Origin of the sequence: Allomuricauda sp. CP2A (assembly GCF_001683915.1) — a bacterium.
Taxonomy (GTDB): Bacteria; Bacteroidota; Bacteroidia; order Flavobacteriales; family Flavobacteriaceae; genus Flagellimonas.
This window is the reverse complement of the sequence record NZ_LXTT01000020.1, coordinates 1-25,145: the sequence shown is the minus strand read 5'-3', so window position 1 is coordinate 25,145 and position 25,145 is coordinate 1. Positions and strand designations below refer to the sequence as shown.

Here is a 25,145-nt window from a genome sequence, read left to right as displayed (position 1 = left end):
TTATTTCTTTCTACGTTCTATGATATATCTATTGGTATCCTTGGTCTTGGAACGGGTCCTGAAACCTTTTGCAGGAATACCGTTTCTAGATCTTGGATGACCTCCGGAAGCCCTTCCTTCACCACCACCCATTGGGTGATCGACAGGGTTCATGGCCACTGGTCTTGTTCTTGGTCTTCTGCCCAACCATCTGCTTCTACCGGCCTTACCAGATACCAACAACTGGTGGTCTGAGTTGGAAACCGCACCGATGGTGGCCAAACAAGTAGCCAAAATCATACGGGTCTCACCGGAAGGAAGTTTAATGGTAACAAACTTACCATCCTTGGCCATTAATTGGGCAAACGTACCAGCACTTCGTGCCATGATTGCTCCTTGACCAGGTCTCAATTCTATGCAAGAGATGATTGTACCCAACGGAATTTCACTCAAAGGAAGTGCATTTCCAATCTCAGGGGTGGCACCAGAACCAGACTTGATGGTCTGACCTACCTGCATCCCATTTTGGGCAACCACATATCTTTTTTCACCATCCTTGTATTCCACCAAGGCGATAAATGCAGTTCTGTTGGGATCGTACTGGATTGAAGCCACAGTGGCCTCAACACCTTGTTTGTCCCTCTTGAAATCGATGATACGATATCTCCTCTTATGACCCCCACCTCTATGGCGCATGGTCATTTTTCCTTGACTGTTCCTACCACCTGACTTTTTTAACGGAGCAAGCAAGCTTTTCTCCGGCTTATCAGTAGTAATCGCGTCAAATCCGTTTACTACTCTAAAACGCTGTCCAGGGGTTATCGGTTTTAATTTTCTAACTGACATTTCTCGTCTTTATAGATTACTGTAAAAATCAATAATATCACCTTCAGCCACATCAACAATTGCTTTCTTCATAGCGTTTGTTTTTCCATGCTGGATTCCGGTTTTTGTATAGCGACTCTTACGGGTTGGACCATAGTTCATGGTTCTTACCTTTTCCACAGAAACACCATAAGTGGCTTCAACGGCATCTTTGATCTCCAATTTGTTGGCAGTTGGCTCAACATAGAAACCATAACGATTGAAAAGCTCGCTATCAGCGGTCATTTTTTCCGTAATTATCGGTTTTATCAACACACTCATGATACTTTTATTTCTTTAGGTTCGATTCAATTCCTTCCAAAGCACTTTCGGTCAATACCAAACTATTAGCGTTAACTATTTTGTAAGTATTTAATTGTGAACCTGTTACGACTTCGGAGCGTTGCAAATTACGCGACGACAAATATACGTTATTATTTGTATCGCCCAACACTATAAGGGACTTTTTGTTTTCAAGGCCCAAAGAAGTCAAAAATGCCACAAAATCCTTGGTTTTGGGTGCTTCAAAATTGAAGTCTTCCACAACCACCAAAGCTTTCTCTTTGGACTTGATGCTCAAGGCCGATTTACGGGCCAATCGCTTTACGTTCTTGTTCAACTTTTGGGTATAATCCTTAGGTCTTGGACCAAAAATCCTACCACCTCCTTTAAAAATAGGAGACTTAATGCTACCTGCCCTAGCGGTACCGGTACCCTTTTGTTTCTTGATCTTACGGGTACTTCCAGCAATCTCAGCTCTTTCCTTTGATTTGTGGGTACCCTGTCTTTGGTGCGCCAAGTATTGCTTTACATCCAAATAAATGGCATGCTCATTGGGCTCTACGGCAAAAACATCGTCAGAAAGGTCTACCTTCCTTCCGGTTTCTTTTCCATTGATATCTAAAACTGCTACCTTCATTATTGCCACCTTTGAATAGTTACATATGCATTTTTGTGACCAGGTACACACCCTTTTACAACCAAAAGGTTTTTCTCTGGAACCACTTTCAACACTCTCAAGTTTTGAACTGTCACTCTTTCATTGCCCATTTGCCCTGCCATTCGCATTCCTTTGAATACCCGAGCTGGGTATGAAGCAGCACCAATGGAACCGGGGGCCCTCAACCTGTTGTGCTGACCGTGGGTCGCTTGACCAACTCCACCAAAACCATGGCGTTTAACAACCCCTTGGAAACCTTTTCCTTTGGATGTGCCAACAACGTCAACAAACTCACCCTCCATGAAAATGTCGACACCAACGGTGTCTCCCAATTTGTATTCACCTTCAAATCCTTGGAACTCAACGACTTTTTTCTTAGGAGAAGCACCTGCTTTTTTAAAGTGACCGGACTCGGACTTGTTTGCACGTTTTTCTGCCTTGTCATCGAAACCAAGTTGAAGGGCCTTGTACCCGTCAACCTCTTCGGTTCTGACTTGGGTAACCACGCATGGTCCAGCCTCAATAACGGTACATGGAACATTCTTTCCATTCTCGTCGAAGATGCTGGTCATACCGATTTTTTTTCCTATTAACCCAGACATATATAATTAATTATTAATTGTTTACTCTTTTACATTGCGCCAATTTCTTGGCAAAAAAATTGGGTCAAGAAAAGACTCTGCTCTGACCCAGATTTTTTTCTTTCACCGTTTTTCCTGAACCGTCGTTCAGGACATGTTTATGCTGAACTTGTTTCAGCATCTCTTTATTAAGACACTTCGACTTCGCTCAGTGTTTGTTCGGCTAAAACTTTCTGCTTTACAGAAAGTCAAGTCCTCATCAAACCTTGATCTCAACCTCAACACCACTTGGAAGCTCAAGCTTCATAAGGGCATCGATGGTTTTTGATGAAGAGCTGTAAATGTCCAATAATCTCTTGTAAGAGCTCAATTGGAACTGCTCTCTTGATTTTTTGTTCACGTGGGGTGAACGCAAAACCGTAAATATCTTTTTGTGCGTTGGCAATGGAATTGGTCCCGTTACCACAGCACCGGTTGTTTTTACCGTTTTTACGATCTTCTCAGCAGATTTGTCCACCAAATTGTGATCGTAAGATTTCAATTTTATTCTAATTTTTTGACTCATCTTGCTGAAAATTAAGCGGTTACTCCTTTAGCTGCTTTGATTACTTCTTCCGCAATATTGGAAGGGGTCTCGGCATAGTGTGAAAATTCCATTGTGGATGTTGCCCTACCTGAGGATAAGGTCCTCAAGGAAGTTACATAACCAAACATTTCAGATAATGGCACTTCGCCCTTTACCACTTTGGCACCAGCTCTATCGCTCATGCTACTGATGGTACCTCTACGCCTGTTCAAATCGCCGACGATGTCACCCATGTTTTCCTCAGGTGTCAACACCTCAATTTTCATGATAGGTTCCATCAATACTGATTTGGCCAATTTGGCAGCGGCCCTATAACCCATTTTTGCAGCCAATTCAAACGATAGTGAATCGGAATCCACCGGGTGGAACGAGCCATCTTTTAGGGTAATTTTCATGCTATCCATCTCAAATCCAGCCAAAGGACCATTTTTCATAGCCTCTTTGAATCCTTTTTCCACAGATGGGATATATTCTTTAGGAATATTACCTCCTTTAATTTCATTGACAAACTCCAAACCAATTACTTCTTCAGCAGCAGGCTCCATAGTAAATACGATGTCCGCAAATTTACCACGACCACCAGATTGCTTCTTGTAAACTTCCCTGTGATTGGCAGCTTGCGTAATGGCTTCTTTGTACTCAACCTGTGGCTGTCCTTGGTTTACTTCAACCTTGAACTCACGCCTTAAACGGTCAACAATAATATCCAAGTGGAGCTCACCCATACCGGAGATGATGGTTTGTCCAGAAGCTTCATCGGTCTTTACCTGGAAGGTTGGATCTTCTTCGGCCAATTTGGCCAAAGCCATACCCAATTTATCCACATCGGCCTTGGTTTTTGGCTCGACAGCGATACCGATAACGGGATCGGGGAAATTCATGCTCTCCAATACAATTGGATGCTTTTCATCAGAAAGGGTATCCCCTGTCTTGATGTCCTTAAACCCTACTGCTGCACCAATATCTCCTGCTTCAATAAAATCGATGGCATTTTGCTTATTGGAGTGCATCTGATAGATACGGGAAATACGCTCTTTGTTTCCTGAACGGTTGTTCAAGATGTAAGAACCTGCGTCCAAACGACCAGAATATGCTCTAAAGAAAGCCAAACGTCCTACGAATGGATCGGTAGCAATCTTAAAGGCCAGTGCTGAAAAAGGTTGTTTTGGATCTGGTTTTCTTCTTTCTTCTTTTTCTGTATCTGGATTGATTCCGATGATATCATCCTTATCCAAAGGCGAAGGCAAGTAACGGCAAACGGCGTCCAAAAGGAATTGAACCCCTTTGTTTTTAAAGGACGAACCACAAATCATAGGAATGATGGCCCTGTCCATTACCGCAGCGCGCAACGCAGCGTGTACTTCATCTTCTGTGATGGAATCTTCATCTTCGAAGAATTTCTCCATCAAATTTTCATCATATTCTGCTACGGCTTCAATCAAGGCAGCTCGAAACTCCTTAACTTCATCCTTCATTTCTTCAGGAATGTCCACTACATCAAAGGTAGAACCGAAGTTATCCTCGTGCCAAACAACAGCCCTGTTCTTGGCCAAGTCAACAATTCCTTTAAAATCAGCTTCGTCACCGATTGGCAATACAATTGGCACTGCATTGGAGCCCAACATTTCACGAACCTGCTTGCACACGTTCAAGAAGTTGGAACCTTGACGGTCCATTTTGTTTACGAAACCGATACGTGGCACTTTGTAGTTATCGGCCAATCTCCAGTTGGTCTCGGATTGTGGCTCAACACCGTCAACGGCACTGAACAAGAACACCAATCCGTCCAACACACGAAGTGAACGGTTTACCTCAACGGTAAAGTCCACGTGTCCGGGAGTGTCGATAATGTTAAAGTGGTAATCTTTTGTATCTGGCAATGGCTGTGCATTCTCCATTGGGAACTTCCATGTACAGGTAGTGGCTGCAGAGGTAATGGTAATACCACGCTCTTGCTCTTGCTCCATCCAGTCCATGGTTGCGGCACCATCGTGCACTTCTCCAATTTTATGGCTCACACCGGTATAAAAAAGAATACGCTCTGTAGTAGTTGTTTTACCAGCATCAATGTGAGCTGCAATACCTATATTCCTTGTATATTTTAAATCTCTTCCCATTGTAATGATTAGAATCTAAAGTGTGAGAATGCTTTATTGGCCTCGGCCATTTTGTGTGTATCTACTCTTTTCTTCACTGCTGCCCCTTCTTCTTTGGCTGCGGCCAAAATCTCGGAGGCCAATTTCTGTGCCATGGATTTTTCGTTACGTCTTCTCGCGTAAAGGATCAACCATTTCATTGCAGTGGATATCTTTCTGTCTGGACGAATCTGCATAGGAATCTGGAATGTTGCACCACCTACTCTTCTACTTCTTACCTCAACGTGCGGCATAACATTGGAAAGGGCATCTTTCCAAAGTTCCAATCCTGTTTTTTCTTCGTCAGTGTTCTTTTCGTCAACAATATCAATTGCATCGTAGAAAATTTTGAATGCAACTGACTTTTTACCATCCCACATCATCATGTTCACAAAACGTGTGACCAATTGATCGTTAAATCTGGGGTCTGGCAATAACGGTCTTTTTTTTGCCTGCTTTTTTCTCATCGCTTCTTCTTAAAGTTGATTACTTTTTAGGACGCTTTGCACCATACTTTGATCGTCGCTGCGTTCTTCCTGCCACACCGGCAGTGTCCAACGCTCCGCGAACGATATGATATCGCACACCAGGCAAATCCTTTACTCTTCCACCTCTAACCAATACTATCGAGTGCTCTTGGAGGTTGTGTCCTTCTCCGGGGATGTATGCGTTCACCTCTTTACCATTGGTTAACCTTACCCTTGCAACTTTACGCATTGCAGAGTTTGGTTTCTTAGGCGTAGTGGTGTATACACGTGTACAAACCCCTCTTCGTTGAGGACACGAATCCAAAGCAGCCGATTTACTCTTCTTGGTAATTGTGGCTCTTCCTTTTCGTACTAATTGTGAAATTGTTGGCATTAAAATTTCTATTAAAAACTAAATAACCCTCATTTTGAGGGCTGCAAATGTAGTGATATTTCGGAATAATTCAAATCAAGAATACTTTATTTTACGACATAATTAAAAAAAGGTGCTGCAACACACCTTTTTATATCTTGTTCTGTTGTCCAAAACCCAAGCAAGCCTTGCTTAGACCTATATTATAATGTATTGGCATAGGTGAACAGATTACGCAAATCATTGTGGTCGCCCGCTTTAAGTCGCTTTTCTTTAATGTACTTTTTAATTGCGCTTTGATTTTGTTTCGGGAATATGGAAATTACCTCCGATTTTTTGGCCTTCATAAAAAAAGGAGATTCATTATTTACGGAAACATAATATTCGGTCTTGTCCAATAAGCGCGGTGGAAATGAGGCATCCAATGGGGTGCTGGCCTGTTTTCCTTTTTTGTACACTTTTTGATACTTGATGAAAAGCGTGTAGGCGTCACCTATTACAATAGGAACCAAGTAACCTTTTTTCTCGCCACCAACTTCATTTGTATATCCTAGGTAATAATACTCATCTCCATCCAAAGAGCAAGAATAAACAGGGTGCTTAACCATGGCCTTAATCTCTTCGGAATTCAACGCATCCTTCAGTTCAATTTCATCATTGTAGGCATCATAGCGCATATACATTTTCTTGACCTCCTTATCATTGACATAAAGCGTTCCCAAAGTAAAATTTTCATTGAGATAGATGGTACCCTCAATATCCCCCTCTGCAAGATTGCCCCCTACCCCCTTGAAACCAAACTTGGCTCCCATAGTACTGGAGAGATTTTCAATGAAATTATTGTTGGTGAGAGCTTGGGTAGTGCCATGCAGGCCCCGATCAGTCCCCCATGCCTGGGCAACACCATACTGCCCCATACAGTCTGGAGCAAAAAAAATTGCAAAAAGAATGATCAAGAGCATTTTTTTCATGGCGATATAATTAGCTGGCCACCCTACCAAATTAGATGTGCGACCCTATTATTTACAAGGTATTGGCATAAGTGAACAAATTGAGCAAATCGTCACCATCATTTACATTGGGGCGCTTGTCCTTGATGTAGCTTTTTATGGCCTTTTGGTCGTTCTCCGTAAATACTGAAAGAACATCAGATTTTCTGGTCTTCATAAAAACCGGCGCTTCTCCTGTTTTGGAAACGTAGTATTCCGTCTTGTCCAAAAAGCGGTGCGGAAAGGAGTTGTCCAAGGATGTCTTTGCAGGTTTTCCTTCTTTGAACACTTTTATGTGCTTTACAAAAAGGGTATAGTCGTCACCGGTCACCAAAGGGGTCAAATACCCCTTTTGGGGGTTGCCGTCCTCATCGGTATATCCTAAATAGTAGTATTCATTGCCGTTAACGGAACAGGAATAGACAGGATGCTTTACCATGGAACGTACTACATCAGATTGCAAAGTCTCCTTAAGCTCGACCTCGTCGTTGTAGGCGTCATATCGCAAATACATCTTCTTAAATTCCTCTCCGTTTTCATATAAGGAACCCAAGGTAAAGTTCTCATTAAGATATATGGTTCCATCAATGTCTTCCAGGGTCAAGTTTACCTCTTCTCCCATCCGGCCAAACTTGATCCGCATATCACTATATAGATTTTCCATGGAGGGATTGTTTCCCCAGGCCTGCTCTATGTTATATTCGCCAGGAATTACCCCCCAAGCTTGCACACTTTTATTTTGCCCCATCGCCAAATTAAGGGCGAATACACCACAAACCATAATAAAAAATAATTGTTTCATACTTTCAAATTTTATTCCGGTTTATTAATAATCAACTTTCTATAAGGTATTGGCATACGCGAATAGGTTTATCAAATCGCCAGCATCTTTTACATTGGGACGCTTGTCCTTCATGTAACTTTTTATCGCCTTTTGGTGCTTTTCCGCAAACACGGAAAGTACATCAGACTTCCTGGTTTTCATAAAAACCGGGGATTTTCCATTTTTTGACACGTAATATTCGGTCTCGTCCAAAAAACGGTGCGGAAAGGAATTGTCCAACGAGGTCTTTGCAGGTTTCCCCTCTTTGAACACTTTACTGTTCTTAACTAAAAGAATGTAATCCCCTCCAGAAACCAAAGGCGATAAATAGCCTTCTTTAGATTCGCCGTCTTCATTTAAGTACTCTATATATAGGTATTCATTGCCATTCATTGAGCAGGAATATCTTGGATGTTGTACCATGGCCCGCACCACATCTGAATCTACGGACTCTTTTAGCTCCACTTCATCATTGTAGGCATCATACCTAAGGTACAGTTTCTTAAAGGCCACTCCATCTTCATAGAGCGTTCCCAACGTAAAGTTCTCATTTAGGTATATGGTACCGTTAATATCGTCCAAGGTGAGGTTGACCTCTTCCCCCATACGGCCAAACTTCATGCGCATGTCATTATAGAGATCCATCATGGCCGGGTTGTTGCCCAATCCTCCACCTTCACCATTCTTTAACAATGCAAGCCTGTCTTGGGAAAACGCACCTCCCTCTCCTTGCACATGTATATTACCTTGTGCACTTACGGACATTACGGCGCAAAGAATCATAATCGTTCCAAGTAAATTTCTTTTTGTCATTTTCAATTTCTTTTGAATTATTATCTACACAGCAGGTCACAGTAATGCAACCTCCGTAATCATTACAATGTATTTGCGTACGCGAAGAGGTTCATCAGGTCCCTGCTATCATCAAAATCGATGCGCTTGCCCTTCACATACTTCTTCATGGCGCCATATTGATCATCTGGAAACACGGAAAGCACATCCGACTTTTTCGTCTTCATGAATTTAGGGGCCTCACCATCAGCGGACACAAAATATTCAGTCTTGTCCAAAAAGCGGTGCGGGAAGGAGTTGTCCAACGATGTCTTTGCGGGCTTCCCTTCTTTAAAGACTTTAATTTGGCGTTCATACAGAACATATCCTTCTCCATAAACCAAGGGTTGTAAATATCCGCTCACGGTTTCTCCGTCTTCATTCAGGTAATCCGTGTATACAAATTTATCGTTATTTATGGAGCACGAATACTTTGGGTGCTTGACCATGGCACGCACCACATCGGAATCTGCGGATTCCTTCAACTCCACTTCATCATTGTACGCATCATACCGAAGGTACAAACGCTTAAAGGCCACACCATCTTCATAGAGAGCCCCCAAAGTAAAGTCTTCATTCAAGTAAATGGTTCCGTCTATATCGTCCAAAGTCAGGTTCACTTCTTCTCCCATGCGTCCAAACTTCATCCGCATATCGTTGTAGAGATCCATCATGGCCGGATTGTTGCCCATGTCAAAATTTTCGGCATCAACCCCCTTCAGTCCCGCCAATGCATTCTGGGTAAACACCCCACCTTCTCCAGAAGAATGAATATTACCCTGCGCATTTGCATGGAAGCCAAAAGACATTATGACCCCAAATACGATGTAAAACGATTTTTTCATAACATAAATTTTAAGATAAAATTAAGTATCTACCTTAAATATATAAAAATTAAGGAGTTAAGGGCCATGGAAAATAAATAAATGTCATTTATATCAAAAGAACGTGAGCCAATGCACCAAAACCACAAAAAGCACAGGCTAAAATTTTAATTATATATAATTAAGGTATAAGCGAATCCACATTAAGATAACCCTCAGCTAATTACCGCAATAACCCCGTGTATTTGTTATAATTAACACCCTAAATTCAGTCCTTTTTTATATTCATCACAATTTTCAAGGGGTCAAATTAACAAGTCTGTTAAATAGCAAAGCTCATTTTGAGGTTATTGCATTTGCTAACATCATCTTAAAAATTTAGTAAAATTAGTTTGGATTATTAACATGAAATTATGATTTTAGCGGCTAGCTAATTCAAATAATTTAAAAATGAGAACAAAACTTAATGGATTGTTAACGCTGTTATTGGCGTTTGTTGTGCATGTATCCTTTGCACAAGACAAGACGATTACAGGTACTGTTACGGATTCCGATGGTCTTCCGTTGCCTGGGGTCAACATTGTCGTCGAAGGGACCACCAACGGTACCCAAACAGATTTTGATGGTAACTATTCGATCAGTGCAAGTCAAGGTCAAACACTACAATTTACTTATATAGGGCAAAGAGCCACAAGTAGAACTGTTGGTGCAGGAAGTGTGATCAATGTTCAGATGGAAGAAGACACCCAAGCCCTTGAAGAGGTGGTTGTAACGGCCCTTGGTATCAAAAGGGAGAAGCAAGCCTTGGGGTACGCGGTAGCTGAAGTAAGCTCCGAACAACTGGAGGAAAAGGCCGAAGGTGATTTGGGACGTGTGCTTATGGGTAAGGCCTCTGGGGTGAACATCACCCAACAGAGTGGTCTATCCGGCTCGGGTACCAACATTATCATTCGTGGCTTCAACTCCTTTAGCCAAAGTAACCAACCCTTGTTCATTGTGGACGGTGTTCCTTTCAACGGAGACACCAACTCTTCCGGTAGACAAGGTAGCCGTCAGGATTTCATCAACGGTAACAACGGTTCCAGTAGGTTCTTGGATTTGGATCCAAACAGTATTGAAAGCGTAAACGTATTGAAAGGTCTTGCAGCCTCCACGCTATACGGATCTTTGGGTAGAAATGGTGTGATCTTGATCACCACCAAAGCAGGAGCAGGAGGAGAAGGAGCCAAGAAGACAGAAATCACGGTCACTTCTTCCATGTTCTTCAATGAGATTGCTTCAAAACCTGAATACCAAAATGAATATGGTAACGGTTTCGACCAGGCTTTTGGTTGGTTCTTCAGTAACTGGGGACCCAGCTTTAGAAGAGAAGGTCTTTCCGGTTGGGGGAACAGTGCTTCTTTCGATTCAAACGGAACGCTACCTCACCCATATTCCACTTCAACATCGGCCATTCAAGCGGCCTTTCCTGAATTTCAAGGAGCTCGTTACGAGTGGAAACCCTACAAGAGTTTTGAAAACTTCTTTAAGACTGGTACGGTCACCAATACTTCCATCAACATTGCAGGAGCATCATCGGATGGAAAAGTTTCCTACAATGCCAACTATGGTTATTTAAAAGATCAAGGTTTTACTCCTGGCAACAGTTTGAACAGGAACAACTTTGGTATTGGTGGTAGAGCGGTGTTGAGCAATAAGTTTACCGTATCCGGTACCCTTAACTATGCACGTACCAAGTTTATTTCTCCACCCGTGGCATTGAGCCAGGGTAACGGTGCAACCGGTGGCGGTTCCTCTGTATTTGGGGATCTGTACTTTACGCCCCGTTCTGTGGATGTTCTGGGTCTGCCATACCAAGATCCAATTACTGGAGGCAGCGTTTACTATCGTCAGAACAACTCCATACAACACCCCTTGTGGACCGTGAACAACTCCGGTACCCAGCAAGAGACCAACAGGGTGTTCGGTAATATGGGAATCCAATATGACATAAGTGAAAACCTGAACATCGTATATAGGGTAGGTATTGACAACTATAGCGAGAACAACGTAAACTATCAGAACAAAGGTGGTGTAAACAGTAACAGTAACGATATCAGGTTACAGAGCGGTATCTATGAGACCTGGAACAACACCAATACCATTTGGGACCACAACGTTGCGATCAACGGTGATTTTGATTTGACAGAGACCATTGGTAGTACATTCAACCTTGGTTTCAATGGTAGGAGGGAAGTCTTTAACCAAAATGGTATTTCCAGTGATGGCCAACAGGTCTTCGATGTACTTCGCCACTTCAACTTCTTGAATAACAATGAGATTCAGGGAACTTCCGAACGTAATGTAATGGGTCTTTACGGCCAAGCGGAATTTGATTACGATAACTTCGTTTTCGTAACCCTGGCCGCAAGGAATGACTGGGTATCCAACTTGGACAAGGCCAATAGGTCATTGTTCTACCCTAGTGCCAGTGTATCCTTTGTGCCCACAACTGCTTTTGATGGGTTGAAAAGCGATGCATTGAACTATCTTAAGATAAGGGCCGGTTACGGAACCTCTGCAGGTTTCCCTGATCAAAACTCTGATTCTTATCCGATTTCATCACGACTTTCTTTGGACACCCAGGATTTTCAGGACAACACGGGAAGAAACATTGTAACCAATACAAGTCCTCTTACCTTGGGTAACCCTGACCTAAAGCCAGAGCAAGTTTCCGAAATAGAACTTGGTATTGAGTCAAGATGGTGGGACGGACGCATCACCTTGGATGCTTCCATTTACCAGAGAACAACCACGGATTTGATCGTGACCCAACCTTTGGATCCAGCTTCTGGGTATTATAGAACAACCACAAACGTTGGTGAGATCAAGGGTGAAGGTGTAGAGATTGACCTTGGACTGAACTTGATCAGAAGTGATAGCGATGGCTTTAACTGGAGATCAAATGTAAACTTCAGTGCCACCGAGACCACTGTTGAAGACTTGGGTCAAGAAACTGACCTAATCGTATATTCCGGTTTCTCTAACTTGGGTAACGCGGCCATTAAAGGTGAACCTCTTGGTGTAATCTACGGTAGCCGTGTTCTTAGGGATGATGCCGGCAATTTGGTGGTCAACTCTGCTGGGGACTATGTACAAGATTCCCAGGATGGTATCATCGGAGATCCGAACCCGGATTTCATGGCAAACTTCAACAACACCTTCTCTTTTAAGAACTTCAACTTTGGCTTCCAGTTCAACTGGACCCAAGGAGGGGATATCTACTCAAGTACTATTTCTACTTTGTTGGGTAGAGGTTTGATTGTTGAAACTGTGGATAGGGAAAACACCTATATCCTTCCAGGGGTAAAACAAAGTGATGGGTCGGTAAACGATGTCCAAATCAACAACTCTGATTACTTCTTTAACAACGTACTCTTTGGTCCCAGTGAACTACAAGTATACGATGGAACCATGTTGAGATTGCAGGAAGTTTCTTTGGGCTATTCAGTTCCCAAGAAATTCTTGGACAGGACACCATTTGGCTCATTGTCATTTACGGTTTCAGGATTCAACTTGTGGTATGATGCCATTAACACTCCAGATGGTGCCAATTTTGACGCCAACACATCTGGTACAGGTGTTGGTAACGGGTTTGGTTTTGATTTCTTGAACGGACCTAGCTCTAGAAGATATGGATTCAGTGTTAAAGCAACATTCTAAGATGAAAAAAATAGTTATAAAAATGAAAAACATAAGCACATATATAGCATCAGCCTTGCTTGTTGGGTCATTGATGGTATCTTGTGAGTCCACCGAACTGGATCTTACACAGGACCCTAATTTCTTGACACCAGAACAGGCAAGCCCGGACTTCTTTCTGAACTCGATTCAGGAAGATTTTGCAAGACAAATTGATGGGGACGCAACGGGGGACCCCCAGGATAATTTTACCACTGGCGGTAACGTGACCGGGGATGGGTTTTCCATCTTGGGAAGTGAATTGACACGAGTAATGCCTTATAACTCTCGAGATTATAGAAGTGGTTATCAGGATATTGATACGGATGATGAATGGGACAATGCCTATAGGGGTATTCTTTTTGATATCCGTCTTATGACACCCGCAGCTGAAGAAAGTGGCCTCACGAAACATCTTGGGATTGCCCAATTCATTGAGGCATACACTCTTGTTACCTTGGTGGATTTCTTTGGAGACGTTCCCTATACCGAGGCACTACAGGCTCCGGAAATCTTGAATCCTACCCTGGATAGTGGGGAATCGGTTTACGCTGCGGCTCTATCCCTTTTGGATCAGGCCATTGTCAACTTCAATACGGATGCAGCAGTACTTCCCCCTGTAGATTATTTTTACAATAATGACTATTCAAAATGGGTAAATGCTGCAAATACCTTGAAGCTTAAGATTTATCTACAGACACGTTTGGTAGATCCATCAGCTGCTGCAAACTTCAATGCTATAATCAACTCTGGTAACTATATTACGGATACTGCAGATGATTTCGACTGGTTCTGGCCAGGCACCAGTGCTTCACAGCCGGATACTAGACATCCAAATTATGGTATCAACTATGCCTCTGCGGGGGCTGGGCATTATGCGTCTAACTGGATGATAAACCTTATGGACACCAGTGATGATCCCAGATTGAGATATTACTTCTATCGCCAGACCTTGGATGTTCCTGGTCAGGATGGTGTAGCTCCAAATGAAGAGTTGCTTACATGCTCCTTACAAACACCTCCTTCCCATTATGTTACTGGAGGGTTTACCTTCTGTGCATTGCCTAATGGATATTGGGGCAGGGATCATGGAGATGATGAAGGTATTCCACCAGACGGTTTGTTGAGGACTACTTTTGGAGTTTATCCAGCAGGTGGTCGTTTTGACGATGACAGCTTTGCCGCGATTGCCCAGGCCAATGATCCGCTATCCTTTGGAGCCGGCGGAACAGGAATTACCCCAATTTTGGATGCCTTTATGGTGGACTTTTGGAGAGCTGAGATGGCCTTGGCCGCTGGCCAGCCCGGTGTCGCTGCTACCCACTTGGAAAATGCTTTGACCAAACAGATTGCAAAGGCACAATCTTATGTTTCCAATGATGCAGGTGCCGACCTTTCGTTTGAGCCTACGCCTACTGACGTAACCGACTTTATCGCAGCTACCGTAGCAGCCTTTAACAGTGCTACCGGTGATGATAAATGGGACGTTCTTGCAGAGCAGTTTTTGGTAAGCCACTATGGTAACGGTATCGAGACCTATAATTTTTATAGGAGAACAGGATACCCAAGTACGTTGCAACCCAACAGGGAGCCAGACCCAGGAGTGTTTATGCGCTCCATGTACTATCCCAACCAGGCTGTGACCAGTAACCCCAACATTACACAAAAATCAGATCAGTCTGTTCGGGTATTCTGGGACAATAATCCAGAAAGTGGATTCCCATTTTCTAATTAATGAAAGCGATGAACGTTAAAATTAAAATCATGAAAAAATTAAAAAAACATATAACACTGCTTTTTTTCGTTTGCATTGCTTTTTCCTGTAGCGAAGAAAAGCTTATAGATGAAGTATATGAGGGTACTACCCGAGGGCTTGTCCTAAGGACAGTTGCTACGCTTGGAGTAGAGTTTGACATTAACAACCCAGATTCAATGTGGGGGGTTACCCTAGAGGTACAGGATGAAGAAGGTGGATCCCTACTTTCTGAAGTTCAAGTGTATGTAACCTATCTGGATACCGATGTTCCCGATGGAGAAACGGATGTCACCACTCCAGAAGCATTGGTCATGACCATTCCTGCTTCAAACTTTACTCCAGGGGGAGACTTTGGTTTGCCAAGAGGGGATATTTCCTTGACCTATGCAGAAGCCATTGCTGGAACTGGTATAGCAGATGCAGATATTGAAGGAGGCGATATATTTCTCATTCGTTTGGAAGCTGTACTTACAGATGGTAGAACCTTTACCAACGACGCCAACGGTACCGTTACGGGTGGATCGTTTTTTAGATCACCCTTTGCGTATACTTCTGCAATAGTTTGTCCTCCTGTTCCGCCAACACCGGGAACTTGGACAATCGACATGCAGGATTCCTTTGGTGACGGGTGGCAAACTACAGATGGCAACGCTGGTGATCCCGTTACCGTAACATTGGATGACGGCACCGTGTTGGAATTTGGTCTTTGCTCCCCATACGCAGCTTCTAGCTTTGCTTGTACGCCTGGAGCTTCTGGCGGTTCTACTACTATCGAGATTCCAGTAGGTACAGAAACAGCTGACTGGTATTTTCCTGGAGATTTTTATGGTGAAATTACCATGCAGATCTACACACCAAATGGAAACTTGGTTGGCAATGTTACCGCTGGTACAGAAGCTGGCCCAATTACAATAGATTTCTGTAAGCCTTAATTATATCGGCTTTATATAGACATATTAAAAGCCACCTCTACGAGGTGGCTTTTTTTTCTTATCATCTGTTTTACAATTGATTATCTTACCTTTATCAAGCTGTTCATTTCTCACAATAAAAGACAATACTATACAAATTATTGTTCCCAAATATTTTAAAGCATATGACCAATTTCTTTCGAGTATTTCTAATACTGGCATTCATAGTAAGTTGCGGGAGATCTGAAAACAACAAAGAAGGTTCCCAAACACAAGCAAAAGCTGAAAAGCAAGATCCCATTTTCAAAAAAATAAGGACACAGGAAAGTGGCATTACATTTTCAAATACCATTACCCACGACGTTGCAAGCCTTAACAACCTCTTCGACTACGATTACTTCTACAACGGTGCCGGAGTTGGCATGGAAGACCTGAACAACGATGGGCTTTTGGATGTGTTTTTCTGTGGAAACCAAGTCAACAACACTTTGTACTTCAATCAAGGTGACCTAGTGTTCAAGGATGTATCGGAATCAGCCCAAATCAATACGGGAAAAGTCTGGTCCAACGGCGTCACTTTTGCCGACGTCAACCAAGATGGCTGGATGGATATTTATGTCTCCCAAGGGGGGCCCAACACCCGGGACAAACGAAAAAATTTGTTGTTCATCAACAAACAAGACGGAACTTTTGAGGAAAAAGCTGAGCAATACGGGCTTGCCGATATGGGCATCAGCACACAATCCGTATTTTTTGATATGGACAAAGACGGGGATCTGGATTGTCTGGTCATGAACGAGAATGAACTCTACGGCATGGACCCCATCAGCTTCAATCGTTATGTGAATTCCGATGCGGAAACCGCCTATTTCAACTCGTCACATTTGTATAGAAATGATGGCGGAACATTTACCGATGTCACCAAAGCAGCGGGGCTTGAAAAACCCATCTTTGGATTAGGCCTTGCCGTTGCCGACATCAACGAAGATGGTTGGATGGACATTTACATGGCCAGTGATTATTATCTGCCCGATGCGCTCTACATCAACAACCATGATGGCACCTTCACGGACCAAATCAAGGAAACCACCGATCAGATATCATTTTACGGCATGGGGATAGACATTGCCGATCTGGACAACGACGACCTTCAGGACATCTTTGTCCTGGATATGGCCGCAAACGACCATGTCCGTTCCAAAACATTGATGGCCTCCATGAACACCCAACGGTTCGATTATTTGGTGAACAAGGCCGGATACCACTACCAATACATGTACAATTCGCTTCAAAAGAACATGGGCCGGAACAAATTCAGCAATATTTCGCAACTGTCCGGGGTGGCCAATACCGATTGGAGCTGGTCAGTGCTCATGAACGATTTTGACCTGGACGGACACAAGGAAATCCATGTTACCAACGGGTATCGTCGGTATGCCTTGGACAATGATCTACAAATGAAGGTCTTTGAGGCGAGACAAAAATATGGGCAGAATGTCCCTTTGGATGTAAAACAACAACTTTATGAGTCCATGCCCTCCGAAAAATTGCCCAACATCATGTACAAAAGAACCTCGGAACTCATTTATGATGATGTTGCAAGAGATTGGGGCTTGGGCGATTTTTCATTCAGTAATGGGGCAGCTTCCGGTGATTTGGACAATGACGGCGATCTGGACATCATTATCAACAACATGGATGAAGCCGCTTTTGTCTATAAAAACCTTTCCGTTGAAGATGAACTTGGAAATTACTTGAAAGTCATCACCAATGGGGATTCTTCCGAGGAATTTGCCAAAGTAAAGGTCAGTGCGGGCAACACTTCCCAAATGGTTGAAGTAAAAAGGGTCCGGGGCTACCGCTCGGCCCAAGAACCCAAGGCCTTTTTTGGGCTTGCCCATCAACAAACCGTAGACACTGTGACTGTGTATTGGAAATCGGGAAAAATGGAGCAAAAATTCAATGTTCCGGCCAATTCCACGCTTACCTTCAATGAGAGCGACGCCACCATTCCAATTTCTCCCGCATCGGAAAAGAGCACCTATTTTGCTGGACTCGATGCCAAAGCAGTGGGATTGGATTTTACACATACCGAAAATGTGTATGACGATTTTGAAACAGAGATCCTCCTTCCCTACAAACAATCCAATCTCGGCCCTTTTATCACCAAAGGTGATATTAATGGCGACGGATTGGAAGATATTCACGTAGGGGGCGCTTCTGGGCAATCTGGGCAACTCTATGTGCAATCCAGCAGAGGATTTTCTAAATTGAACTCCCCTGCCCTCTCCAACGATGCCCAGTATGAGGACATGGAATCCGTATTTTTTGATTTTGATGGGGATGCCGATATGGATCTTTATGTGGTAAGTGGTGGAAATGAGTTTGCTGAAAATTCATCCTACCATGCAGACCGAATCTACATTAACGATGGTAACGGACAATTCAAAAGACTGCAAAGCGATGCACTCTCCAAACTTCCCAAAAATGGAAAATCTGTATCCATTATAGATTTTGATAAGGATGGGGATAATGATATTTTGGTGGGAAATCGGGTAGTTCCCAAACAATACCCTAAACCACAAACTTCTGTGCTGTTGGAAAACAGGAATGGTGAATTGGTGGACGTTACCCAACAAGTGGCCCCGGAATTCCAAGATTTTGGCATTGTCAATGACATCCAGACCACAGACGTGAACAATGATGGCTGGCCCGATTTCATCGCGGTAGGCGAATGGACCGGGATTGGTGTTTTCATCAATGAACAGGGTACCTTTAAAAATAGGGGAGCAGCGGATTCCATGCTCAATGAAAAGGGATGGTGGTTCTCCGTTACCGAGACCGATGTCAACAAAGATGGTCTCAAGGATTATGTGGTTGGGAATGTGGGTCTCAACATAAAATTCAAGGCTTCCGAGGAAAAGCCCTTTAAGGTATATGCCACCGATTTTGATGAAAATGGCACCAATGACATCGTCCTGAGCAAAAAATACAAAGGAACATACGTTCCGGTGCGTGGCAGGGAATGTTCTTCCCAACAAATGCCTTTTATCAAGGAAAAATTTGAGACCTACTCCGAATTTGCCAATGCCAGTTTGGTGGACATTTATGGGGAAAAGCTAAAATCTTCCTATGAGAGCACTGTAACCGAACTTCAGTCCATTGTATTGATCAACAAGGGCAATCTGGTCTTTGAAAAGCATGTTCTTCCCGTTTCGGGACAGACCATTCCCATTTTGGATTGCGCTATTGCCGACCTTAACCAAGACGGGTACGAAGACATCATTGCGGTTGGAAACATTTACGAAACCGAGGTGGAAACCCCCAGATTGGATGCACTATCCGGTGTAATTCTGCTTTCCAACGGAAATGACGGGTACATCAGCGTACCCTATCAAGATTCTGGGCTTTTTATGAACGGAAATGTGAAGAGTGTTGAGTTGATCACCAATGCCAATAACGAGACTTTGTTGTTAAATACCACGAATAATGGTCCTCTTGGTGTCCACAAGATATCTTCGTGATATATTTGCAGCGTCCACGCAATTGAACCCAAGGAGATGAGTGACCAGATTTATGGAATACGGGCCGTTATGGAGGCCATGGATGCAGACCAGCCCATCAACAAAATATTCCTGCAGAGAGGCCTTAAGGGCGAACTTTTCAAGGAATTGGAGTCGACCATTCGAAAAAATGGCATCAGTGCTTCGTATGTGCCCATTGAAAAGCTCAATCGACTCACCCGAAACAACCATCAAGGGGTGGTAGCGCAGATTTCACCAGTGAAGTTCCATGATTTCGAAACGTTGGTGGAAAATGTGATTTCCAAAGAAAAAATGCCCTTTTTACTGCTTTTGGACCAAGTTTCGGATGTGCGCAATTTCGGTGCCATGATCCGAACCGCTGAATGTTGTGGGGTGCATGGCATTATTGTCCCCAAAAGTGGAGCAGCTCCCATCACCGATGACACGATAAAGACTTCTGCGGGGGCAGCCTTCAATGTGCCCATTGCCAAAGTGGACCACCTAAAGGATGCCATATTCTATTTACAGTCCTCAGGAATCAGTGTTGTAGGTGCCACCGAAAAGACCGAAGACGAAATTTATGCTGTGAATTTTAACCAACCCTGTGCTGTGGTTATGGGATCCGAAGATCGGGGCATTTCTCCTTCCATTCTTGCTATTTTGGATCACACGGCCAAATTGCCACTTTTGGGCAGCATTGGCTCCCTGAATGTTTCCGTGGCCTGTGGTGTGTTCCTTTATGAAGTGGTTCGTCAACGAAAGGCCTAGGATTTTTGTTCCTTATCCTCTTTATAATGATATTTTATCTGGATGTGGTCTTTGGGGTCTTCCGTGGTTTCAATAAAATTGCCGTCCTCATCAAAATGTTTCAGGAAAGGATCCTCCTCTTCATTGTAATCCTCCCGCTCCCATTCATATTTCTTTTCAACAGGAAGCTTCACCTTTGTGGTCAAGGCCAACAAAAAGCCCGTGATAAAGCCGGCAAGATGCCCTTCCCATGAAATATTTTCCTTCACCGGAAAAATATACCATAGCATACTTCCATAGATGAAAACGACTACCAAAGAAAGCGCTACCAGCCTATAATGTTTGGCAAAAACACCTTTAAAGAAAATAAAGCTTGCCAAAACATAGATGATTCCACTGGCCCCAATATGGTATGATGGACGTGCAATGGACCAAGTCAATAATCCAGAAATAAGAATGCCAGACAGCAAAACCCGTAGGGCCGCCCTTTGATAGAAATAAAATAAAAACGCCGTTAAAATGGCCAAAGGGATGGTATTGTTGTACAAATGCTCCACTGAACCATGGATGAACGGACTGAGGAACACACCCCTTAATCCAGACAAACTTCTGGGGTAAATGCCATACTCATTAAAATTGACTCCAAACTTTATTTCAACCCAAAATACGGTCCAAATGGATAACACAGCCAACAACGGGGCCAAAACCACCCAATTTGAAAACTTAAAATGTTCATTTGCCTGCATACGCTCCTAATATCAATTTCCTGACCACGGATATGAAATTACACAAATTGTCATGTTTGTTGAAAATGCTGCCGAAAGTAAGGCCTTTATACCTCTAAAATTGTCTTATTTTTATCGGTATGAATGAACCTTTGGCAGAACGAATACGTCCAAAAACACTGGAAGACTACATCAGTCAGCAGCATTTGGTGGGCCCGCAGGGTGCTTTGACCAACCAAATACGAAATGGTGTGATTCCCTCATTGATTTTCTGGGGCCCTCCCGGAACTGGAAAAACCACCTTGGCCAACATCATTGCCAGTGAGAGCCAACGGCCTTTTTATACGCTGAGTGCCATAAGCAGCGGCGTAAAGGATGTTAGGGAAGTCATTGAAAAAGCCAAACAAAGTGGTGGGCTGTTCACGGCCAAAAATCCCATTTTGTTCATTGATGAAATCCATCGCTTTAGCAAATCGCAACAAGACTCGTTGTTGGGTGCAGTTGAAAAAGGATGGGTCACTTTGATTGGCGCCACTACGGAAAACCCAAGTTTTGAGGTCATTCCCGCATTGCTGTCCCGATGTCAGGTCTATATCCTAAACCCCTTTGACAAAGAAGACTTGGAAGCGCTTTTGGATAGAGCGATGAAGACGGACAAACTCCTGAAAGACAAAAAAATAGATTTACAAGAAACCGAGGCCCTATTACGGCTTTCCGGGGGTGATGGACGGAAATTATTGAACATTTTTGAGCTTATTGTCAACTCTGAAAACGCCAAGGAGGTTACCATTACCAATGAGCTGGTGTTGAACAAGGTTCAAAAAAACACGGTATTGTATGACAAAACCGGGGAGCAGCACTATGACATTATTTCGGCCTTCATAAAATCCATCAGGGGAAGTGACCCCAATGCGGCAGTGTATTGGTTGGCCCGAATGATTGAAGGGGGCGAGGATGTAAAGTTCATAGCCCGCAGAATGGTTATTTTAGCCTCCGAAGATATTGGAAATGCCAATCCAACCGCACTTGTTTTGGCCAACACCACCTTCCAAGCGGTCACCACGGTTGGATATCCAGAAGCGCGAATCATACTTAGCCAATGTGCCACCTATTTGGCCAGTTCACCGAAGAGCAACGCCAGTTATGCAGCCATTAACGAGGCACAACAAAAAGTCAGGTTAACTGGGGATTTGTCAGTACCTCTGGCCATTAGAAATGCGCCAACTAAATTGATGAAGGACATTGGGTATGGCAAAGGCTACCAATATGCCCATGACCACGAAAACAATTTTGCGGATTTTGAGTTCCTTCCGGAGGAGATTTCGGGCACTGCTTTTTATCGCCCGGGAAACAATCCCAGGGAGAATGCCATGCGGGAATTCCTAAAAAAACGCTGGAAGGACAAATATGGATTCTAAAACTTGATGTTGAGTTCTTTAAGTTTCTTCTCTCCACCTTCAGAATATTCCAAAAACCACTTGTCCTCTTTTTTTAAGACCACTCCGCTGTTGCCTTGATAATCGGTCAGGAATACATTTTCAACAGAGGTTGACATGAGTTTCATAACTACCTTTGGTGTACTGTCCACCAATTGGTATCCATTCTCCGTGGGCTGGGCATACAGCAGACCGGAAGTGATTGGTTTGGACTCGGTCTTTTCCTCAGCCTTGGTAAAAGTAGAAGGCTCCGGTTCCATACTTTCGTAGCTTTGGTTTTCCAAAGTGGCTTCCTGTTTTACAACCGCAGTTTCGGTTTTTTCTTCCAATCTCTTTACATCATCCTTATAACTAACGGTAATGGTTTGTGTATCAGCTACTTTATCTTCTGATGTTTTAGGCGTATAGGCATAGTCCATTCCATCAAAGGATACAAAAGCCTCTTCCAATGCATCTTTATAAGCGGCCGTATATTCTTTGATCTTGCTTTTTCCTTCCGCAGTCCTAAAAACCTCAATGGACTGACAGTTTTTTAATATAACGGTTACCTTGGTGGAAAAGAAGGAGGAATCATCCGACAAACTGGCCAAAAGCCCCAAGCACCTATTGTTCGCCAAATCTTCGGGCAACTCATCGTCATAAACCGGAGTGAACCCTTTTTGGGTAAATAGATATTTGACCATGGTACTGGTCATATATTGATTTTCTTTTTTGAACGTCTCAAATTTTTTGGGAACGATGATATATTTATACTCGTTCAACTGCCCTCGCATGGTCATGCTTGCTGCAAAAACAAACACCAACACAAATAATACACTTTTCTTCATATAGTTGTTTCCTCAATTACTGTTCCAAGATATGATATTAAATCCGAACTGTAAAGAGGCGTAATGGCTATCGGCTACGTTACGATAGCTCAAAAGATTATCCCCCAACACATAAAAATTGATGGGCCCTGCCTGAAGATTTAGGCCCAAACCCACATTGGTAAATGAATATTTATCGACGGTGTAGGTGGTTTTCAAGGACAATACCCTTCCAAACCTTCTTTGGTAGAACCCGGTCAATGCAGCTTGAATGCCACGAGGGCGCTTTATCATGTAAAGTTGTCCCCCCACACTGTTCGGGTAATAATCCCGGTTACTGCCACTACCCACATTTACACCGCAGCCACAGTTCTCAAAACCGTTCCCGCCTTCGCCAAAATCATATCTAATGGACCCATAGGCCTTGACAGGCCTGAGCGAAATATAGCTCTCATTATTTTCTTCATAAGGTAAGGACTCCTCAATATCGTCCACCAAGTCTTGCCAGAGGTCATTGTTTACATTGTCTATGTCCTCAGGTAGAAATACCGTAATTCCTTCTGTATTGGCACTGCCACGAAGCGTATAGTTTTGAACGTCTTTTGACTGATGAATGAAGCCAACATCCAAAACACTTGCGGTTATGGTGGTCTGTGGATTAAGGTTATAACTAAATCCAGCATCAAAACCCAGACCGAGATTGCCGCCAAGGAGCACCCGCTTGGTGAAGAGCGAAGGCAATTCGTCCCGCGCACTTCTGGTATCATCATCCAAAATGTCAAAAATTTCCTTGAACCCTGCGGTACGCAGTTGCATATCGGCTGTAAGTGTGCTCACATAAATATTGTCCTGCCCCTGTGTTGTCCTAAAAAATCCGGAATTCCCGGTGGATTGAAACTGGAGAACACTGGAATACAATTTGGCCCGGGCCCCAACGGTAAGGGTATTGCTGATTTTGCGGTTGATTCCAAAATGGAACACGTTCACCATTTCACCCCTGAGGCTTACATCGCCCAAATCAAAGCTTCTACCAATATTGGCACCACCATTGCCCTCAAATGCCAAGATGGCCAAATCCCTGGGCCAATACACAATAATATCCGTCTCCCCATACACCCCAAAGGAATAATAGTCATCGGGTCTGTTCTTTCCCCTAAAACCTACATTAAAACCTTCTATTTGACTTGTGGTGCTAAAATCGTCCCTATGGGTCATGGCATCCAATACCCGTTCCCGAACTTTGGTAGTAAAGTCAATACCATCATTGGCAAAGAGGTCGTTTACCGTTACGCCACTTGTCCCCGCTTGAAATGCCAATCCAGAAATAAATGGAATTCCCGTATGCCATTTTTGTGATGTCTTTACCCCTGGATTTACCATTAATGATTGGGGGATCTCGTAAAAATCGTAAAGCAACTGCTTGTTTTGGGCACATATTGATGCGCCTCCCAAGAGCGTGATATAGAAAATCAACCAAATTCTTCTCATTTTAGTCGAAATAAGAATTCAGCGGCTGATCTTAAAATAACTTTAGGTTCAGAAGCTGTGGAAATACTGGTGGTATCACTCTGGTTATTTCCAGAAATGCGAAGGCCGTCCGTAGCTGCCAAAATATTCAAACTCTTCCCTGTTGGACCATACGTGACTTCTCTTGTATATGTTTCCGGGAGATTGGGGTCGATATTAAAAAGTTCTGTGTCCAGAACATTTCCTCCTGCATCCAGAAACTCAATAACTACCTGTAGAGTTTTGCTCGTTGTATTTTCAATTTCGTAGGTTATGGTGCCCTCCAGAAGCCGTTCTGCCACAAATTCCTCGTTAAAGGCATCAAAATTTACGGTTTGGTAATAAAATGGCCCCGCAGGAACATTGTTGATGGTTTCCTCATCTGATTCCAAATAAAAAATACTGGATGCCACTGTGGGAGTGATGGTAAGATCTTCAAACTGATCAAAATTCTGCTCCTCTGAACAGGATAAGAGCACACAAAAAAGGATAGGCCCCGTAAATAGACGCAGCAAGAACCGTTTCATATCAAAAAGCATTTTTCTTTAAAAACAGTAGAAGTGGACCATACCCTACTATAACTCTATAAAATGCTTTTTATTTCAATTAAATTGTTAATGGT

The 25,145-nt window shown here is 43.2% G+C and carries 22 protein-coding genes; 6 read left to right on the top strand and 16 right to left on the bottom strand.

What is annotated here, in order from left to right; translation table 11 throughout:
* The 12 genes from rplB to A7D14_RS01625 form a co-directional block, all read right to left on the bottom strand.
* Nucleotides 1-825 carry a 50S ribosomal protein L2 gene (gene rplB, locus A7D14_RS01680; protein WP_067029274.1) on the bottom strand — a complete coding sequence of 275 codons (825 nt, stop codon included), beginning with the start codon at nt 823-825 and terminating at the stop codon, nt 1-3.
* A gap of 9 nt (nt 826-834) precedes the next feature.
* Nucleotides 835-1,125, bottom strand: coding sequence for a 50S ribosomal protein L23 (rplW, locus tag A7D14_RS01675; protein ID WP_067029272.1), 291 nt, complete (start codon nt 1,123-1,125; stop codon nt 835-837).
* A 7-nt stretch (nt 1,126-1,132) separates the two neighbouring features.
* Nucleotides 1,133-1,762 (bottom strand): 50S ribosomal protein L4, encoded by a 630-nt coding sequence (rplD, locus tag A7D14_RS01670; RefSeq protein ID WP_067029270.1) that lies wholly within the window; start codon nt 1,760-1,762, stop codon nt 1,133-1,135.
* Complete coding sequence (gene rplC, locus A7D14_RS01665) at nt 1,762-2,385, bottom strand: 50S ribosomal protein L3 (RefSeq protein WP_067029268.1); 624 nt, start codon at nt 2,383-2,385, stop codon at nt 1,762-1,764. Before rplC ends, rplD begins: the two co-directional genes overlap by 1 nt.
* A gap of 238 nt (nt 2,386-2,623) precedes the next feature.
* Nucleotides 2,624-2,929, bottom strand: coding sequence for a 30S ribosomal protein S10 (rpsJ, locus tag A7D14_RS01660; protein WP_007094989.1), 306 nt, complete (start codon nt 2,927-2,929; stop codon nt 2,624-2,626).
* Between the two features lie 11 nt (nt 2,930-2,940).
* The gene (gene fusA, locus A7D14_RS01655; protein WP_067029266.1) at nt 2,941-5,067 is read right to left on the bottom strand and encodes an elongation factor G; all 2,127 of its coding nucleotides are present in this window, start codon (nt 5,065-5,067) and stop codon (nt 2,941-2,943) included.
* A gap of 8 nt (nt 5,068-5,075) precedes the next feature.
* Entirely contained in the window at nt 5,076-5,552 is a 477-nt protein-coding gene (gene rpsG, locus A7D14_RS01650; protein ID WP_067029264.1) for a 30S ribosomal protein S7, read from the bottom strand.
* Between the two features lie 19 nt (nt 5,553-5,571).
* Nucleotides 5,572-5,946, bottom strand: a complete 375-nt coding sequence (gene rpsL, locus A7D14_RS01645) for a 30S ribosomal protein S12 (protein ID WP_013305196.1) — start codon at nt 5,944-5,946, stop codon at nt 5,572-5,574.
* A 182-nt stretch (nt 5,947-6,128) separates the two neighbouring features.
* Nucleotides 6,129-6,896: a hypothetical protein gene (locus A7D14_RS01640; protein ID WP_067029262.1), complete on the bottom strand. Its 768-nt coding sequence runs from the start codon at nt 6,894-6,896 to the stop codon at nt 6,129-6,131.
* 52 nt (nt 6,897-6,948) lie between these two features.
* Nucleotides 6,949-7,716, bottom strand: coding sequence for a hypothetical protein (locus A7D14_RS01635; protein WP_067029260.1), 768 nt, complete (start codon nt 7,714-7,716; stop codon nt 6,949-6,951).
* Between the two features lie 39 nt (nt 7,717-7,755).
* The gene (locus A7D14_RS01630) at nt 7,756-8,550 is read right to left on the bottom strand and encodes a hypothetical protein (RefSeq protein WP_141673193.1); all 795 of its coding nucleotides are present in this window, start codon (nt 8,548-8,550) and stop codon (nt 7,756-7,758) included.
* 62 nt (nt 8,551-8,612) lie between these two features.
* On the bottom strand, nt 8,613-9,413 hold the full coding sequence (locus A7D14_RS01625) for a hypothetical protein (protein ID WP_141673192.1): 801 nt from the start codon (nt 9,411-9,413) through the stop codon (nt 8,613-8,615).
* Nucleotides 9,414-9,842: 429 nt separating this feature from the next.
* On the opposite strand from A7D14_RS01625, the gene A7D14_RS01620 reads away from it, so the two are divergent.
* The 5 genes from A7D14_RS01620 (at nt 9,843) to rlmB (ending at nt 20,071) form a co-directional block, all read left to right on the top strand.
* Nucleotides 9,843-13,094: a SusC/RagA family TonB-linked outer membrane protein gene (locus A7D14_RS01620; RefSeq protein ID WP_067029254.1), complete on the top strand. Its 3,252-nt coding sequence runs from the start codon at nt 9,843-9,845 to the stop codon at nt 13,092-13,094.
* Between the two features lie 22 nt (nt 13,095-13,116).
* Nucleotides 13,117-14,847, top strand: a complete 1,731-nt coding sequence (locus A7D14_RS01615) for a SusD/RagB family nutrient-binding outer membrane lipoprotein (protein WP_067029436.1) — start codon at nt 13,117-13,119, stop codon at nt 14,845-14,847.
* A gap of 29 nt (nt 14,848-14,876) precedes the next feature.
* Entirely contained in the window at nt 14,877-15,800 is a 924-nt protein-coding gene (locus A7D14_RS01610; RefSeq protein ID WP_141673191.1) for a hypothetical protein, read from the top strand.
* Between the two features lie 164 nt (nt 15,801-15,964).
* A complete protein-coding gene (locus A7D14_RS01605) occupies nt 15,965-19,303 on the top strand; it encodes a VCBS repeat-containing protein (RefSeq protein ID WP_083157928.1) in 3,339 nt (1,112 codons plus the stop codon).
* A gap of 36 nt (nt 19,304-19,339) precedes the next feature.
* Nucleotides 19,340-20,071: a 23S rRNA (guanosine(2251)-2'-O)-methyltransferase RlmB gene (gene rlmB / locus A7D14_RS01600; RefSeq protein WP_067029250.1), complete on the top strand. Its 732-nt coding sequence runs from the start codon at nt 19,340-19,342 to the stop codon at nt 20,069-20,071.
* Here rlmB and A7D14_RS01595 read toward each other — a convergent pair.
* On the bottom strand, nt 20,068-20,796 hold the full coding sequence (locus A7D14_RS01595; RefSeq protein ID WP_067029248.1) for a rhomboid family intramembrane serine protease: 729 nt from the start codon (nt 20,794-20,796) through the stop codon (nt 20,068-20,070). The genes rlmB and A7D14_RS01595 overlap by 4 nt on opposite strands.
* A 119-nt stretch (nt 20,797-20,915) precedes the next feature.
* On the opposite strand from A7D14_RS01595, the gene A7D14_RS01590 reads away from it, so the two are divergent.
* Nucleotides 20,916-22,193, top strand: coding sequence for a replication-associated recombination protein A (locus tag A7D14_RS01590; RefSeq protein WP_067029246.1), 1,278 nt, complete (start codon nt 20,916-20,918; stop codon nt 22,191-22,193).
* Here A7D14_RS01590 and A7D14_RS01585 read toward each other — a convergent pair.
* The 3 genes from A7D14_RS01585 to A7D14_RS01575 are packed head-to-tail and all read right to left on the bottom strand — an operon-like array spanning nt 22,190 to nt 25,050.
* Nucleotides 22,190-23,038: a hypothetical protein gene (locus tag A7D14_RS01585; protein WP_067029244.1), complete on the bottom strand. Its 849-nt coding sequence runs from the start codon at nt 23,036-23,038 to the stop codon at nt 22,190-22,192. The two genes, A7D14_RS01590 and A7D14_RS01585, sit on opposite strands and share 4 nt — an antisense overlap.
* A 12-nt stretch (nt 23,039-23,050) precedes the next feature.
* A complete protein-coding gene (locus A7D14_RS01580) occupies nt 23,051-24,505 on the bottom strand; it encodes a DUF5723 family protein (RefSeq protein WP_067029242.1) in 1,455 nt (484 codons plus the stop codon).
* Nucleotides 24,502-25,050 carry a hypothetical protein gene (locus A7D14_RS01575; protein ID WP_083157936.1) on the bottom strand — a complete coding sequence of 183 codons (549 nt, stop codon included), beginning with the start codon at nt 25,048-25,050 and terminating at the stop codon, nt 24,502-24,504. Before A7D14_RS01575 ends, A7D14_RS01580 begins: the two co-directional genes overlap by 4 nt.
* Nucleotides 25,051-25,145 lie beyond the last annotated feature (95 nt).

What these genes read in the sequence shown, in the direction of transcription:
- rplC (WP_067029268.1), bottom strand. Translation starts at nt 2,385, where the DNA reads ATGTCTGGGTTAATAGGAAAAAAAATCGGTATGACCAGCATCTTCGAC.
- rplB (WP_067029274.1), bottom strand. Translation starts at nt 825, where the DNA reads ATGTCAGTTAGAAAATTAAAACCGATAACCCCTGGACAGCGTTTTAGA.
- A7D14_RS01595 (WP_067029248.1), bottom strand. Translation starts at nt 20,796, where the DNA reads ATGCAGGCAAATGAACATTTTAAGTTTTCAAATTGGGTGGTTTTGGCC.
- rpsL (WP_013305196.1), bottom strand. Translation starts at nt 5,946, where the DNA reads ATGCCAACAATTTCACAATTAGTACGAAAAGGAAGAGCCACAATTACC.
- A7D14_RS01640 (WP_067029262.1), bottom strand. Translation starts at nt 6,896, where the DNA reads ATGAAAAAAATGCTCTTGATCATTCTTTTTGCAATTTTTTTTGCTCCA.
- rplW (WP_067029272.1), bottom strand. Translation starts at nt 1,125, where the DNA reads ATGAGTGTGTTGATAAAACCGATAATTACGGAAAAAATGACCGCTGAT.
- rpsJ (WP_007094989.1), bottom strand. Translation starts at nt 2,929, where the DNA reads ATGAGTCAAAAAATTAGAATAAAATTGAAATCTTACGATCACAATTTG.
- rpsG (WP_067029264.1), bottom strand. Translation starts at nt 5,552, where the DNA reads ATGAGAAAAAAGCAGGCAAAAAAAAGACCGTTATTGCCAGACCCCAGA.
- A7D14_RS01590 (WP_067029246.1), top strand. Translation starts at nt 20,916, where the DNA reads ATGAATGAACCTTTGGCAGAACGAATACGTCCAAAAACACTGGAAGAC.
- A7D14_RS01610 (WP_141673191.1), top strand. Translation starts at nt 14,877, where the DNA reads ATGAAAAAATTAAAAAAACATATAACACTGCTTTTTTTCGTTTGCATT.
- A7D14_RS01620 (WP_067029254.1), top strand. Translation starts at nt 9,843, where the DNA reads ATGAGAACAAAACTTAATGGATTGTTAACGCTGTTATTGGCGTTTGTT.
- A7D14_RS01635 (WP_067029260.1), bottom strand. Translation starts at nt 7,716, where the DNA reads ATGAAACAATTATTTTTTATTATGGTTTGTGGTGTATTCGCCCTTAAT.
- rlmB (WP_067029250.1), top strand. Translation starts at nt 19,340, where the DNA reads ATGAGTGACCAGATTTATGGAATACGGGCCGTTATGGAGGCCATGGAT.
- A7D14_RS01615 (WP_067029436.1), top strand. Translation starts at nt 13,117, where the DNA reads ATGAAAAACATAAGCACATATATAGCATCAGCCTTGCTTGTTGGGTCA.
- A7D14_RS01585 (WP_067029244.1), bottom strand. Translation starts at nt 23,038, where the DNA reads ATGAAGAAAAGTGTATTATTTGTGTTGGTGTTTGTTTTTGCAGCAAGC.
- A7D14_RS01580 (WP_067029242.1), bottom strand. Translation starts at nt 24,505, where the DNA reads ATGAGAAGAATTTGGTTGATTTTCTATATCACGCTCTTGGGAGGCGCA.
- A7D14_RS01630 (WP_141673193.1), bottom strand. Translation starts at nt 8,550, where the DNA reads ATGACAAAAAGAAATTTACTTGGAACGATTATGATTCTTTGCGCCGTA.
- A7D14_RS01575 (WP_083157936.1), bottom strand. Translation starts at nt 25,050, where the DNA reads ATGAAACGGTTCTTGCTGCGTCTATTTACGGGGCCTATCCTTTTTTGT.
- A7D14_RS01625 (WP_141673192.1), bottom strand. Translation starts at nt 9,413, where the DNA reads ATGAAAAAATCGTTTTACATCGTATTTGGGGTCATAATGTCTTTTGGC.
- fusA (WP_067029266.1), bottom strand. Translation starts at nt 5,067, where the DNA reads ATGGGAAGAGATTTAAAATATACAAGGAATATAGGTATTGCAGCTCAC.
- rplD (WP_067029270.1), bottom strand. Translation starts at nt 1,762, where the DNA reads ATGAAGGTAGCAGTTTTAGATATCAATGGAAAAGAAACCGGAAGGAAG.
- A7D14_RS01605 (WP_083157928.1), top strand. Translation starts at nt 15,965, where the DNA reads ATGACCAATTTCTTTCGAGTATTTCTAATACTGGCATTCATAGTAAGT.